Raw genomic sequence first — 13,056 nt, 5'->3', positions numbered from 1 at the left:
GCAACTCGCGAGCGCTGGCGTCAACTTGACCTCGGCACCGGGGTATCAGGACCACGCGACTTCACGTCCGCACACTGCCGTTGGTCCGCACATCAGATAAGCATGCTGCGGCAATCCGCGGCCATCGCCTCCCCGCCTCGCCTGTCGTGACGATCGCGCGCAACGCCCATCCGGTGAGGCGGAATGGGATAAGCAAATCACGAATTCCGAAAACGCGAAAGAAGAATCTTTCGCCTTCGCCGCTGGACGGGACGATCGCCTTGATCGCGCTCGCAAACTCTTTTTGTCGGCGCCAAGACCATCCGCTGGTGACGATCGCCAAGACCCTGGCGGGCCGCAACAGCCACATCAAGGTGTCCTACGGCATCGAGGCCGGGCTGTTCGTCGCGATGGCCGATATTCCCTCCGTGGTGATCGGCCCCGGCGCCATCGCCCAGGCGCACAAGCCGGACGAGTTCATGGAGGTGGCCGAGCTGGAGCAATGTGCCGACATGATCGAGAAGCTGATCGCAAGGTGCAGCGAGCCGAATGGGTTGGATAAACTGGCAAGGCACTGACCCTGATGCCAGCCGCGACCGAGCAAATACGATGAGAGCTGAGCTGAATTTCCTGTCCAGCAGCGATGCCGATCCGCTGCAGCGTTTTGCACCTGATGGCGCCTTCGGCATTTCAGTCAGCGCAATGATCGGACCGCCCGGAGAACAGCGCTACGAGTCGTTCGACTTCGTGATTTGCACGCCCGAATGGTGCGCCTCCAACATGCGCAGCCACATCGAAACCGGACAACACTATCTGTTCGTCCGACTTCGACCATGCGCGCTTGGAAGGATATGTTCAGGCCGATTGCGACAGGAGCGAAGCCGCCATCATGTCCTCCCATTTCATTTTCCGGGGCGTCGGCCCTGGGCTCCATCTCATGACAGCACGCGCGGCCCGATGGATTCCCGGTTCGCGCCAAAGGGCACGCCCCCGGAATGACTGGGAGAAACGCACGCGACGCCTCCGCCCGCCCCCGTGGCCGGCCCGGCGAGCGCCGCACCCCCATTGCCTGTCGTCCTCGCATTTCAAAATATTCCATGTGGCCTGCCGGCCACAGCTGCGCGCGATGGAACCCGCTAAACTGTTCGCGCTTGCGGCGCGGATGTCGGGTTGCCGACGTTGATGCGCCCGGGCTCTCGGTCAGGCAGGTCGGTCTTGCAGGGCGACTCGTGGGCCGAAGCAGATGGGGTTGGGGGACTCTCGATGCAGGTGATCCGGGGCACAGGCCGTGCGGCTGGCGGCAGGTTTGGAATGCGCGCGCGCCGTACCGATCATGGTCGCCTGCGATGGATCGCGGCTGCCGTCCTGCTCTCTTGTGCCGCCCTGCTTCACCCGGCGCCGGCGGCGGCGCAGTTCGTCTGCCAGAGCACCTCCGGCAGCGGCCAGGGCAGCAACGCCTTCGGCTCGACTCTGCCAAACAACGTGGCCTGCGGCATCAGCGTCGACGCCACCGGCGTGAACTCGGCCAACACCGGCCTCGGCGTCAGTGCCAACGCCAGCGGCTCGGCCTCCGCCAACGTCGCGGTCGGCGGCGGCGCATTGAGCTTCAGCGCCCCCAACGCCTCCGGCCTCAACTCGACCAATATCGCCATCGGCGGCGCCGATGCCAGCAGCGGGCTCGACTCCCGCAACATCGCGATCGGCACCAACGCCAATGCCAGCGGGTCGGTGTCCAACAATATCGCGATCGGCACCAATGCCGTTGCCAGCGGCACCGGCGTCGCCGCCACCGCGATCGGCCATGCGGCGACGGCGAGCGGCGACCGCGCCGTCACCGTCGGCGCCAACAGCAGCGTCATCGGCACCGACAGCAGCGCCTATGGCAGCGGCAACATCGTCACCGGCAACAGCAGCGGCGCCTTCGGCACCGGGCAGCACGTCAACGGCAATGGCAGCTTCGCCATCGGCGATCCCAACGTGATGAACGGCAACAACAGCTTCGTCTATGGCGACAACAACACGATCAACACGACCGCCGCCGCAGGCTTCGGCGACAACATCCAGGTGATCGGCTCCAACAACACCGTGGCGGCGACCGCGAGCGCCAACAGCGCCTCGATCCTGGGCAGCGGCAACACCGTCAATGCCGCCAACGCGATGGTGGTCGGCAATGCCAACACGGTGAGCGGCGTCGGTGCGCTGGTGATGGGCAACAACAGCACGGTCAGCGGCGCAGGCGCCGTGGCGCTCGGCTCCGGCACCGCGGTCGCGGGCACCAATGCGGTGGCGATCGGCGCGGGCACGGCGGCCGCCGGCGACAATGCGGCCGCGCTCGGCGCGGGCTCGAGCGCGAACTTCGCCAACTCCACCGCGATCGGCACCGGCGCCGCGACCACGCGCGCCAACCAGGTCGCCGTTGGGACCGCCGCCAGCACCTACACGCTCGCCGGCATCACCTCGGCCGCCAGCAGAAGCGCGCAGTCGGGATCGGTGCAGCTCGTCACCTCGGACGCCTCGGGCAATCTCGCCACCACGACGCTCGCCAGCCTGGGGCTTGCCTCGGCCGGCGACCTCGACCGCATCAACACGCGGCTGAACGATCTGTCGAGCCGCAACAACAAGGCGATGAACGGCGTCTCGATGGCGTTCGCGATGGCCGGCGTGCCGACCCTAATGCCGCAGGAACGCTTCGCCGTGACCATGAACTGGGGCAATTTCCAGAGCACCAACGGCGTTGCCGTCAACGCCGCGGCGCGGATCACCGATCGGGTGCAGCTCAATGCCGGCCTCGGCTATGGCGCCAACGAGAACCTGCTGGGCGCGCGCGTCGGCGTGCGGGTGGGCTGGTAGATCGCCTCGCGATGGTGTTGCGCAAGCTCGTTGGCAAGCCCGTCCGCAAGCTCCTGGCCGGCCTGATCCTGTGCGTTGTCGCCGCAACGGCGGCCGAGGCACAGGACCCGCGCCCCGCGGCCTCGCCGACGCCGACCCAGGCGCCGGCGCAAGCATCCTTGCCGGTCAGCCCGGAGCAGGCGCTCTATCTGATCCGCTCGACGCTGCTGTCGCTCAACGATGCCAACCGCAGTGGCAACTACTCGGTGCTGCGCGATCTCGCCGCGCCCGACTTCCAGGCCCGGAACGCCGCCGCCGATCTCGCGATCGCCTTCATCGACCTGCGCCGGCGCAACGTCGATCTCTATCCCGTGGCGTTGGCCGCGCCGCAGCTCTCCACCCCGCCCTATCTCGATCCCGGCAAGATGCTGCGCCTGACCGGCTTCTTCCCGACGCGGCCGCTGCAGATCAATTTCGACCTGACCTTCCAGAACGTCGACAATCACTGGCGCATCTTCGGCCTCTCGGTGGCGACGCCGCAGGCGCCGGAGCCCGCCCCCGCGGCGTCACCGACGCCGGCCAGGAAAGGTGCGGCAACGGGGAAGAATTGAGCGCGGCAGCTTGCCGGTCATCCCCGGTGTCACATTCCGGGATCGACCGACGAGTTGCGACGTTGAAAACGTCGATTGGACATTCGATCCCTTCACACACGTCATTCCGGGGCGAGGCGCGAGCCCGGACTCCATTTGACGGCGGAGTTCAGCGCCAGAGGGAGCCCGGGCTCGATGCTCCGCATCGCCCCGGAATGACGAGCGTGGCGCGGCATGTCTTCCGTCATCGCGAGGCGCCGGGCTCAGGGTCGCGCCATGTCGTAACGAGCGACCGTCTGGTTCAAACCACGACAGGCGTGCCTGCCACCAATTTTTGCTTCGCGTCTCGAACCGCCCTCTCTTGCGCGCCGTCGAACCTCGCAAGCGGACCATTCCGGCTTCGCCGAACCGAAGGATGGATCACATGTCGAGGATATCGAAACTGCCCGCGCTTGCCTTGATCGCTGCCATGGCGGCCGGCGCGGCTGCAACGAGCGCCAGCGCGCGCGAGGTCCAGCTGCCCCGCTGCGAGCTTGTCTCCTGGGGCGCCTGCGGCACTCCCGAAACGACGATTCAACAGGCCTCCCGGTCGCGCAGCCGCGACACCTCGCCGACCTACATGAAGCAGACCGATCCGCGCTACAGCAGCGCGATGATCACGGCTGGTGGGGGCGGTGGAGGCGGTGGCGGTGGGGGCGGCGGCCGCTGACGAATGCGGCCTCGAAGCCCGGGCGAACGCAGCGACCACGGGGTCGCTCGCTCCACGCAGCATTCCGGCGCGAGAGGCCCCCGCATGTCGCTTCCGCCGTCGCTCTCCGAGCTTCGGCGTCAGCTCATGCGGGCTGCCGAACCGCCCGCGCCTTACGCTGCGCCCGCCTTCTGCGCGTAGGCCCAGGCCTGCTTGGTCATCGGCACCATGCGCTTGACCGACTCGATCGCCTTGTCGTTGGCAGCGGTGCCGTCGCGGATGCGGCCGATGATGCCCTGCAGAATGCCGGCGAGCCGGAACAGGTTGTAGGCGAAGTACCAGTTGAGGTCCGGCAGCTCGGTGCCGGTGACGCCGCGATAGATCGCGGCCGCCTCCTCCATGGTCGGGATGTTCTTGGCCTTCAGGTCGACGCCGTCGAGGCCCGGCATGATCCACTGCATCAGCAGATAGGTGAAGTCCGCCATGGGATCGCCGAGCGTCGACAGCTCCCAGTCGAGCACCGCGATGACGCGCGGCTCGGTCGCGTGGAAGATCATGTTGTCGAGCCGGTAGTCGCCATGCACGATCGAGACGCGCTGCTGCGCCGGCAAGGTGCGCGGCAGCCATTCGATCAGCTTCTCCATTTCGGGAAGGTGCTCGGTCTCGGACGCACGATACTGCTTGGTCCAGCGGTCGACCTGACGGGCAAAATAGTTGCCGGGCTTGCCAAAATCGGCGAGGCCGATTGCGGCGGGATCGTAGGTGTGCAACTTCGCCAGCGTCTCGATCTTGCTGGTGAAGATCGCGCGGCGCTGCGGCGCGTCGACATGCGGCAGGGTCGGATCCCAGAACACCCGGCCCTCCTCCATCGACATGATGTAGAAGGCAGCGCCAATGACGCTGTCGTCGTTGCACAGCGCGTAGGCCTTGGCGACGGGAAAGCCCTGCTTGCCGAGCGCGGCGATGACGCGGAATTCGCGATCGACCGCATGCGCCGACGGCAGGAGCTTGCCGAACGGCTTGCGCCTGAGCACGTAGGAGCGCGCCGGCGTGTTGAGCCGATAGGTCGGATTGGACTGGCCGCCCTTGAACTGCTCGACGGTGAGCGGGCCGGCATAGCCCTCGACATGCTCGGCCATCCACGCCGCGAGCTTGGCTTCGTCGAAGCGGTGCCGCTCCTCGACCGGCTTGGTGCCGGAGAATTCTTCGTCCTTCTTGACGCCGTCGGCCACGACGAACTCCCTTGGGTCATATTGAACGTAGGGTGGGCAAAGCGAAGCGTGCCCACCGCTTTTCTCGGAGACTGGAATGGTGGGCACGCGCCTGCCCGCGCGCTTTCGCGCCCGAGCCGACGCTTTGCCCACCCTACAAGGTCTGCGTCAATGCCGCGGCTCGTTGGCGTACTTCTTCATCTCGAGCCGGGCGATGGCGCGGTTGTGCACCTCGTCCGGGCCGTCGGCAAGACGGAGCGTGCGGATGTTGGCGTAGTCCTTGGCGAGACCCGCATCATCTGACACGCCGGCGCCGCCGAACGCCTGGATGGCGTCGTCGATGATCTTCAGCGCCATGTTGGGGGCAGCGACCTTGATCATCGCGATCTCGCCCTGCGCGGTCTTGTTGCCGACCTTGTCCATCATGTCGGCGGCCTTGAGGCACAGCAGGCGCGTCATCTCGATGTTGGTGCGGGCCTCGCCGATGCGCTGCTCCCACACCGAATGCTCGATGATCTTCTTGCCGAAGGCCTGGCGCGTCATCAGCCGGCGCACCATCTTCTCCAGCGACTCCTCGGCCTTGCCGATGGTGCGCATGCAGTGATGGATGCGGCCCGGACCGAGCCTCCCTTGCGCAATCTCGAAGCCGCGGCCCTCGCCGAGCAGGATGTTCTCTTTGGGCACCCGGACGTTCTCGAGCAGCACCTGGGCGTGGCCATGCGGCGCGTCGTCGAAGCCGAAGACCGGCAGCATCTTCTCGACCTTGATGCCGGGTGTGTCGAGCGGCACCAGGATCTGCGACTGCTGCTGATGCTTGGCGGCCGACGGATCGGTCTTACCCATCAGGATCGCGATCTTGCAGCGGGGATCGCCGACGCCCGACGACCACCATTTGCGGCCGTTGATGACATAATGATCGCCGTCACGCGTAATGCGGGTTTCGATGTTGGTGGCATCGGACGAGGCCACCGCGGGCTCCGTCATCAGGAAGGCCGAGCGGATCTCGCCGTCCATCAGCGGGCGCAGCCATTTGCGCTTCTGCTCCTTGGAGCCGTAGCGGATGAACACCTCCATGTTGCCGGTGTCCGGCGCCGAGCAGTTGAACACCTCCGAGGCCCAGGAGATGCGGCCCATCTCCTCGGACAGCAGCGCATATTCGAGATTGGTCAGGCCGGCGCCACGGAACTCGTCATCCTCGTGCTCCGACGGCGGCATGAACATGTTCCAGAGGCCTTCGGCTTTCGCCTTGGCCTTGAGGTCCTCCAGGATCGGGATCACCTTCCAGCGATCGCCCTCGGCGTCCTGCTGCTTGTAGATCGGCACCGCCGGGCGGACATGCTTGGTCATGAAGCTGCGCACGCGCTCCAGCCATTCCTGCTGCTTCGCCGACATCGTGAAGTCCATGGGACTCTCCTCAGGGTTTCCTCGAGATTGTTTTGACCGCAGTGTCGGTCCGCACGTCGCGTTCTTGCAAGTGTGATCTTGCGCGGCACGACCGCGCGAACCGTCGCTGCAGTGCCAAAATGTCGTCTCGCGGAAGCACCGCGATTGACATTCCGGCCGTCTCAAACAATAGTTTCATACAATTGTTTGAAACGCAACTCCCCACCCTGCTTCGTCGTTCGGGAGGACCAGCATGGCGACCGACCAGACCCGGACTGCGATCCTGATCGCCGCCGAGCGGCTCTATGCCGAGCGCGGCTTCTCCGACGTGACCTTGCGCGACATCGTGGCGGAGGCGAACGTCAATCTCGCCGCGGTGAACTATCATTTCGGCTCCAAGGACGAGCTGATCGCCGAACTGTTCGTGACGCGCTCGATCGCGCTCAACCGCGAGCGGCTGCGCGAATTGCGCGCGGCGGAGGATGCCGGCGGCGGCCGCGCCGACATCAGCGACATCCTGCGCGCGCTGGTCGGCCCGATCCTGCGCGGCTGCCTGGGGCCGGAGAACCAGCGTTCGGCGGTGGCGCAATTCATGATCCGCGCCTCGATCGAATCGGTGCCGCCAATCCGCCGCATCAAGAACAAGGAAATCGACCATCTGCGGAAGTTCGCCGCGGCGATGAAGCGCGCTTTGCCCGACAGCTCCGAGGTCGACCTGTTCTGGGGCCTGCATTTTGCGCTCGCCATGGCGCATCACACCATCCGCGAGAGCGAGCGGCTGACCAAGCTCTCCGACGGCCGATGCGACCTCGACGATGTCGAGGATGTGATCGCGCGGGTGGTGCGCGGTGCCGTGCTCGGCTTGACGACGCGCGTGCCGGCGGCAAAGTCACAGGCCAAGGTCGCAGCGCGCGAGGCGCGCTAGACCTCGTGCTCCGCTGGATGAGAAGGAAGCTCGCCTGATGACGCAGCGCCTGCGATTGATCATGGCCGTCGCCGCCACGGCGCTCGCGATGGTGACCGCCAGCGAGCCGGTGCTGGCCCGCGGCGCCGCCGCCAGCATCATGAACTCGCCGGGCTATCAGCGCCGCCTGCAGGAATCGCGGCAGCAGCTGGGCGCGCCGCCGCGGGCCCCGTTGTTCGAAGCGCCGCACTCTTATTCTCCGTGGAAGGCGAAGCGGCACCGGCATCACCGCCACGCCCACTGATCGTACGCTACACCACGTCCTCTGCTTCAAACTGCAGCCCGGATGAGCGCAGCGACATCCGGGGTCCTCACCGGCGGTAGTGACGATCCCGCATGTCGCTTTCGTTCATGCGGGCTACGCGGCTACACCACGCCCTGCTGCTTCAACGCTGCGATTTTCGCATCGTCATAGCCGAGTTGCGCCAGCACGTCCCGGGTGTGCTCACCGAGCAGCGGCGGCGCGCGGTACTCCGTGATCGGCGTGCCCGAGAAGGTGAGCGCATTGCGGATCAAGGACAACTGCGGCTCGAACGGGTGCTCGACCTTCACCTGCATGCCGCGCGAGCGCACATGCGGATCGGCGAACACGTGGGCGAAATCGTTCACGGGTCCGCAAGGCACGCCCGCTTTTTCGAGCTCTTCCAGCCAATGCGCCACCGAGTTCTTCAGGAACAGGCCGGCAAAGATCGCCATGATCTCCTTGCCGTTGACGACGCGGTCGTTGTTCTTGACGAATTTCGGATCGGTGGCGAGCTCGGGCGCCCCTAACACGGCGCAGGTGCGCGCGAATTGCGCATCGTTGCCGACCACCAGCATCAATTCGCCGTCGGTGCAGCGGAACACGCCGGCCGGCATGCCGCCATTCCCCCAGGTGCCGCGGCGCGGCGGCGACTTGCCGTTGACCAGGAAGATCTGGGCGTAGTGCGACAGCGAGGCGATCACGGTGTCGAACAGGCAGACGTCGACGTGCTGGCCGCCGCCGCCATTGACGTCGCGGTGATACAGCGCCGCGAGAATGCCGATCGAGGTGTTCATGCCGGTCATGTAATCGACGATCGACGGCCCGACCTTCATCGGCCCCGCCCCCGGCTCGCCGTCCATGTGGCCGGTGACGCTCATCAGCCCGCCCATGGCCTGGAAGATCGCGTCGTAGCCGGCGCGCGGGGCATACGGCCCGGTCTGGCCGAAGCCGGTGACCGAACAATAGATCACGTCCGGGTTGACCGCGCGGATCGCCTCATAGTCGAGGCCGTAGCGCTTGAGATCGCCGACCTTGTAGTTCTCCATGAAGACGTCGCAGTCTTTCGCCAGCGCGCGGATGATCTCCTGCCCCTCCGGGCTCGCGATATTGACGGTCACCGACTTCTTGTTGCGGTTGGCGCAGATGTAAAACGAGTTGTTATTGTTGGCCTTGCCCTCGGGGTCCTTGAGGTAGGGCGGGCCGAAGGCGCGGGCGTCGTCTCCCGTGCCGGGCCGCTCGATCTTGATCACCTCGGCGCCGAGATCGGCCAGCATCTGCGCGGACAAGGGTCCGGCGAGCACGCGCGTCAGATCGAGAATCTTGATGCCAGAAAGCGGCAGGGCCGACATGGAGTTCCTCCGGGAGATTTATTCCTTGTGGCGGATTTGCTCTGCGAGGCACCGCCTGTCACCCGCGGATACACCATTTCGTGCCCCGGAGCACTGCGCTGGCGGCATGCGGCCTTGCCCGGCACAGGATGTCACCAGGATTCGCGAGGCTCACCGAACCGGTAGCACCCATTGGGAATGCGCCCGCAATCACCGGGGCACGCGCCGACTTTCTTGCTTCGTTTTGTGTGCGACGGGAGTCCAGACACATCCGGACACAGGGAACAAGGAGCCGTTAAGCGTTACAACCACAGCTGGAGACAGGTTTGATGTCTTACCGGAGCACACCATGACGTCGATCTCTGCCTCCTCGATGAGCGGCTTTTCGCCGCTCGACCTGCTCAAGCAGGAGCTCACCAAGGAAGTCTCGGCCGGCAAGGTCAGCTCGACCGACCAGACCGCCTTGTCGTCGGCGCTCGACGACATCGACTCCGCATTGAAGAGCGGCGGCAACAGCTCGTCCTCGTCGTCGACCTCCAGCACGCCGCCCTCTCCCGAGGAGATGCAGTCGAAGATCGACGATCTCATCCAGAGCGAGGTCGACAGCGGCAAGCTCACCTCCGACCAGGCGACCGAATTGAAGAACGTATTCGCCAATGCGTTCTCCGGCGGTTCGCCGCCCGCACCGAGCGACGATGCCAGCAGCGACACCACGTCGAGCACCTCGTCGTCCTCGTCGAGCTCATCGTCTCAAGTCGAGGAGCTGTTGAAGAAGCTGCTCGACGCGCTGCAGAGCTCGAACAGCAGCAAGACCTCGTCCTACAGCGCCAGCGGCACCAGCTCGTCGAGCTCGTCCAGCAAGTCGCTGGTGGTCGACTTCTCGGCATGATCCGGCGGTCTCACCATTGTGCCCGCGGTCTGTCGCAGCGCTCATGCGGGCTACGTGGAGAAACCGGCGGCGTCACTCCGGCGCATTGAACGTCCGCGCGAAATACACCGGCGCAGCCGTCTTTTTCAGGCGGTAGAGCTGCGCCGGCCGGTTCGGCCCCTTGCGCATCTTGGCGATCGGTTCGATGAGGTCGGCCGACAGCATGCGGGTCCGGAAGGCGCTCTTTTCCAGCGCACGATCCAGCACGACCTCGTAGGTCCGCTGCAGTTCGGGCAAGGTGAATTCCTCGGGCATCAGATAGGCCGGCAGCGAGGTGTACTCGACCTTGTTGCGCAGTCGCTGCACCGCAGCGCGCAGGATCTCCGCATGATCGAAAGCGAGCTTCGGCTTCACGCCGGTCCCGTCGAGCGGAAACCATTGCGCGTCCGCGGCGAGCGCCGTCTCCGCCGCTGACGCCGGGACCAGCGCAAAATACGCGTGGGTCGCCGACCAGCCGCGGGGATCGCGGTTCGCGCTGCCCCAGCTGCCGAGTTGCTCCAGATACGGGCTGACGACGCCGGTCTTCTCGACGAGCTTGCGCCGGGCGCAGGCTTCGAGATCGCGATCCGTGTCGACATCGACGAAGCCGCCCGGCAGCGCGAAAGCGTCCGGGAACGGCTCACCCTCGCCGTGACCGCGGCGCACCAGCAGCACGTGCAGCGCCTCCAGGCGGATCGTGAAGATGACGACGTCGACCGTCGTCAACGGGCGCGGGAAATTAAGCCCGGCCCCGCCTCGCCCGATCTCGCCCGCGCCGCCGCCTGGTTCTTGCCGTCCCGCCATGCCGCCCCCTGACCGCCTTGCCGAATTTTGCCCCTTGACACTAGCACGCTTAGTTGTACTGTCCAACTTACTTAGTTGGCGTAACACACTTATGCCATCAGACGTCAGGAGGCCGCCATGTTCGGCATTCGCTTCATCAAGGCCCAACCCACCACCTATCTCCTCAAATACCGCGCCGGCGCCGTGGTCGAGGAAGGCGCCGGGCTCTCCACCTTCTATTACGGGCCCGCGACCTCGCTGGTCGCGATCCCCATTGGCAGCCGCGACGCCGCCTTCATCTTCCAGCAGATCGCCCGCGACTTTCAGACGCTGACGATCCAGGGCCAGGTCACCTACCGCATCGGTGAGCCGAGGAAGGCAGCGGCGATGCTGAACTTCACCCTCAAGCGCGACGGCAAGACATACGAGTCCGACGACCCGGAAGAGCTACCGCAGCGCGTGCTCGGCGCGGTCGAGGTGCTGGCACAGCAGGCGGTCAAGGACATGACCCTGAAGGAGGCACTGCGCGCCTCCGACCGCATTGCCGAGGCGATTGCGACCGGACTGAGGCAACGCGCCGATATCGATGCGCTGGGCCTGGAGATCCTCGGCGTCGCCGTGCGCGCGGTGAAGCCGACACCGGAGACCGCCAAGGCGCTCGAAGCAGAGGCGCGCGAGGCGATTCTGAAGACCGCCGATGAAGCGATCTTCGCGCGGCGCAACTTTGCCGTGGAGCGCGAGCGGGCGATCCGCGAGAGCGAACTCGACACTGAGATCGCGGTCGAACAGAAGAAGCGCTCGATCCGCGAGACGCAGATGGACGCGGAGGCCAGCGTCGCGGCGAAGAAGAACGAGCTGCGCGAGGCCGGCATGGTCGCCGACATCGGGCTGGAGGCCAAGCGAAAGGACTTCGTCGCGCTGAATGCGTCGAACACCCGCACGCTGGCCGATGCCGAAGCCTATCGCGTCGGCGCGCTGATGAAGATCTTCGAGGGCGTCGACACCCGCGTGATCCAGGCGCTGGCCGCCACCGGCATGCAGCCGGGGCAATTGATCGCGCAGGCGTTCTCGGGGCTCGCCGAGAAGGCCGAGAAGATCGGGCAGCTCAACGTCTCGCCCGAGCTGCTGAACAGTCTGATGCAGAAGCCCGTGGAGGCCGCCCGTGTCCGGCAATGACCGCAAGGTGGTGCTGGTCACGAGAAGGACGCGGCTCGAGGAGCTGATCGCAAGGTTCCTCACCGCGGACCAGGCCCGCTTCTGTGTCGAGCATCTCGGCGCCGACTTCTCCGACTATGAGCGCGAACACGCGGCCTACCAGGCCGCGCGCTTGACCAGCGTCCAGACGCTGGAACGCTGGGGCCGCTACCAGATCGTCGACCGCAGCTTCCTGCCGAACTTCCTGTTCGGCCCGGCCGACATCGTCGCGGCGCTCGGCCCGGACGGCCTCGTCGTCAACACAATGAAATATCTCGACGGCCAGCCGTTGCTCGGCCTGAACCCCGACGCAGCCCGGCATGACGGCGTGCTGCTGCCGTTCGCGCCGGAGAACCTCGCGAGCCTGCTGCCCGAGGTCGCCGCCGACAAGCGCGCCGCCAAGGCGGTGACCATGGCACGCGCAAGCCTCGCCGACGGCCAGGTGCTGCACGCCGTCAACGACCTCTTCATCGGCGCGCGCACCCATGTCTCGGCCCGTTACGAGATCGCGACGCGCGACAGCCATGAGCGGCAGTCCTCCAGCGGTCTGATCGTGGCAACGGGGCTCGGCTCGACCGCCTGGTTCAAGAGCATCGTCACCGGCGCGCTCGCCATCGCCGGCAGCTTCGGTGGCCGCACGACGGGCGGCGACTACACTCCCCTTCCCTGGGACGCCCGCGCGCTTCGTTTCGCCGTGCGCGAGCCGTTCCCGAGCAAGACCTCGCAGACCTCCCTGGTCTGCGGCGGCCTCATGGGCGCCGAGACCCTGCGGCTGCGCTCGCTGATGCCGGAGAACGGCGTCATCTTCTCCGACGGCATCGAGGCCGACCATCTCGACTTCAACGCCGGGACCGAGGCGGTGATCGGAATCGCGGAGCGGCAGGGCCGGCTGATCGTGTAGTTTGGTCCCGCAGGTCGCGTCGTTGGCAGCGTAACGCGCTCTTGCCGCGTCATTG

General features: G+C 66.1%; 13 protein-coding genes and 1 pseudogene. 10 read left to right on the top strand and 4 right to left on the bottom strand.

Going from position 1 to position 13,056, the window contains the following annotated elements:
• Positions 1 to 296: 296 nt before the first annotated feature.
• From QX070_RS13810 to QX070_RS13790, 5 genes and pseudogenes are all read left to right on the top strand, one after another.
• Positions 297 to 557: pseudogene (locus tag QX070_RS13810) on the top strand (M20/M25/M40 family metallo-hydrolase); the annotation flags it as partial.
• Between the two features lie 31 nt (positions 558 to 588).
• Positions 589 to 978 carry an Imm8 family immunity protein gene (locus tag QX070_RS13805; protein ID WP_315737578.1) on the top strand — a complete coding sequence of 130 codons (390 nt, stop codon included), beginning with the start codon at positions 589 to 591 and terminating at the stop codon, positions 976 to 978.
• A 312-nt stretch (positions 979 to 1,290) separates the two neighbouring features.
• Complete coding sequence (locus QX070_RS13800; protein WP_315737577.1) at positions 1,291 to 2,829, top strand: YadA-like family protein; 1,539 nt, start codon at positions 1,291 to 1,293, stop codon at positions 2,827 to 2,829.
• 17 nt (positions 2,830 to 2,846) lie between these two features.
• Positions 2,847 to 3,419: a hypothetical protein gene (locus tag QX070_RS13795; RefSeq protein ID WP_409998843.1), complete on the top strand. Its 573-nt coding sequence runs from the start codon at positions 2,847 to 2,849 to the stop codon at positions 3,417 to 3,419.
• A 403-nt stretch (positions 3,420 to 3,822) separates the two neighbouring features.
• Positions 3,823 to 4,107 (top strand): hypothetical protein, encoded by a 285-nt coding sequence (locus QX070_RS13790; RefSeq protein ID WP_315737575.1) that lies wholly within the window; start codon positions 3,823 to 3,825, stop codon positions 4,105 to 4,107.
• 152 nt (positions 4,108 to 4,259) lie between these two features.
• On the opposite strand, the gene QX070_RS13785 is transcribed toward QX070_RS13790, so the two are convergent.
• Both QX070_RS13785 and QX070_RS13780 read right to left on the bottom strand, forming a co-directional pair.
• Complete coding sequence (locus QX070_RS13785) at positions 4,260 to 5,318, bottom strand: phosphotransferase family protein (RefSeq protein WP_315737574.1); 1,059 nt, start codon at positions 5,316 to 5,318, stop codon at positions 4,260 to 4,262.
• Between the two features lie 147 nt (positions 5,319 to 5,465).
• A complete protein-coding gene (locus tag QX070_RS13780) occupies positions 5,466 to 6,701 on the bottom strand; it encodes an acyl-CoA dehydrogenase family protein (RefSeq protein ID WP_315737573.1) in 1,236 nt (411 codons plus the stop codon).
• A gap of 232 nt (positions 6,702 to 6,933) precedes the next feature.
• Between QX070_RS13780 and QX070_RS13775 the strand changes: the two genes are divergently transcribed.
• Positions 6,934 to 7,605, top strand: coding sequence for a TetR/AcrR family transcriptional regulator (locus tag QX070_RS13775; RefSeq protein WP_315737572.1), 672 nt, complete (start codon positions 6,934 to 6,936; stop codon positions 7,603 to 7,605).
• A 37-nt stretch (positions 7,606 to 7,642) separates the two neighbouring features.
• On the top strand, positions 7,643 to 7,888 hold the full coding sequence (locus QX070_RS13770) for a hypothetical protein (protein WP_315737571.1): 246 nt from the start codon (positions 7,643 to 7,645) through the stop codon (positions 7,886 to 7,888).
• 122 nt (positions 7,889 to 8,010) lie between these two features.
• Here the strand turns inward: QX070_RS13770 and QX070_RS13765 are convergent, their stop codons facing one another.
• Entirely contained in the window at positions 8,011 to 9,237 is a 1,227-nt protein-coding gene (locus tag QX070_RS13765) for a CaiB/BaiF CoA-transferase family protein (protein WP_315737570.1), read from the bottom strand.
• Positions 9,238 to 9,565: 328 nt separating this feature from the next.
• Between QX070_RS13765 and QX070_RS13760 the strand changes: the two genes are divergently transcribed.
• A complete protein-coding gene (locus QX070_RS13760; RefSeq protein WP_315737569.1) occupies positions 9,566 to 10,105 on the top strand; it encodes a hypothetical protein in 540 nt (179 codons plus the stop codon).
• Positions 10,106 to 10,177: 72 nt separating this feature from the next.
• Here QX070_RS13760 and QX070_RS13755 read toward each other — a convergent pair whose 3' ends face one another.
• A complete protein-coding gene (locus QX070_RS13755) occupies positions 10,178 to 10,927 on the bottom strand; it encodes an NUDIX hydrolase (protein ID WP_315737568.1) in 750 nt (249 codons plus the stop codon).
• 117 nt (positions 10,928 to 11,044) lie between these two features.
• On the opposite strand from QX070_RS13755, the gene QX070_RS13750 reads away from it, so the two are divergent.
• On the top strand, positions 11,045 to 12,082 hold the full coding sequence (locus tag QX070_RS13750) for an SPFH domain-containing protein (protein ID WP_315737567.1): 1,038 nt from the start codon (positions 11,045 to 11,047) through the stop codon (positions 12,080 to 12,082).
• Entirely contained in the window at positions 12,069 to 13,001 is a 933-nt protein-coding gene (locus QX070_RS13745) for a sugar kinase (protein WP_315737566.1), read from the top strand. Before QX070_RS13750 ends, QX070_RS13745 begins: the two co-directional genes overlap by 14 nt.
• The last annotated feature ends 55 nt before the right edge of the window (positions 13,002 to 13,056 follow it).

Source organism: Bradyrhizobium sp. SZCCHNR1093 (assembly GCF_032381175.1).
GTDB lineage: Bacteria > Pseudomonadota > Alphaproteobacteria > Rhizobiales > Xanthobacteraceae > Bradyrhizobium.
Note: the sequence above shows the minus strand (reverse complement) of the source record. Positions and strands in the feature narration are given on the sequence as shown.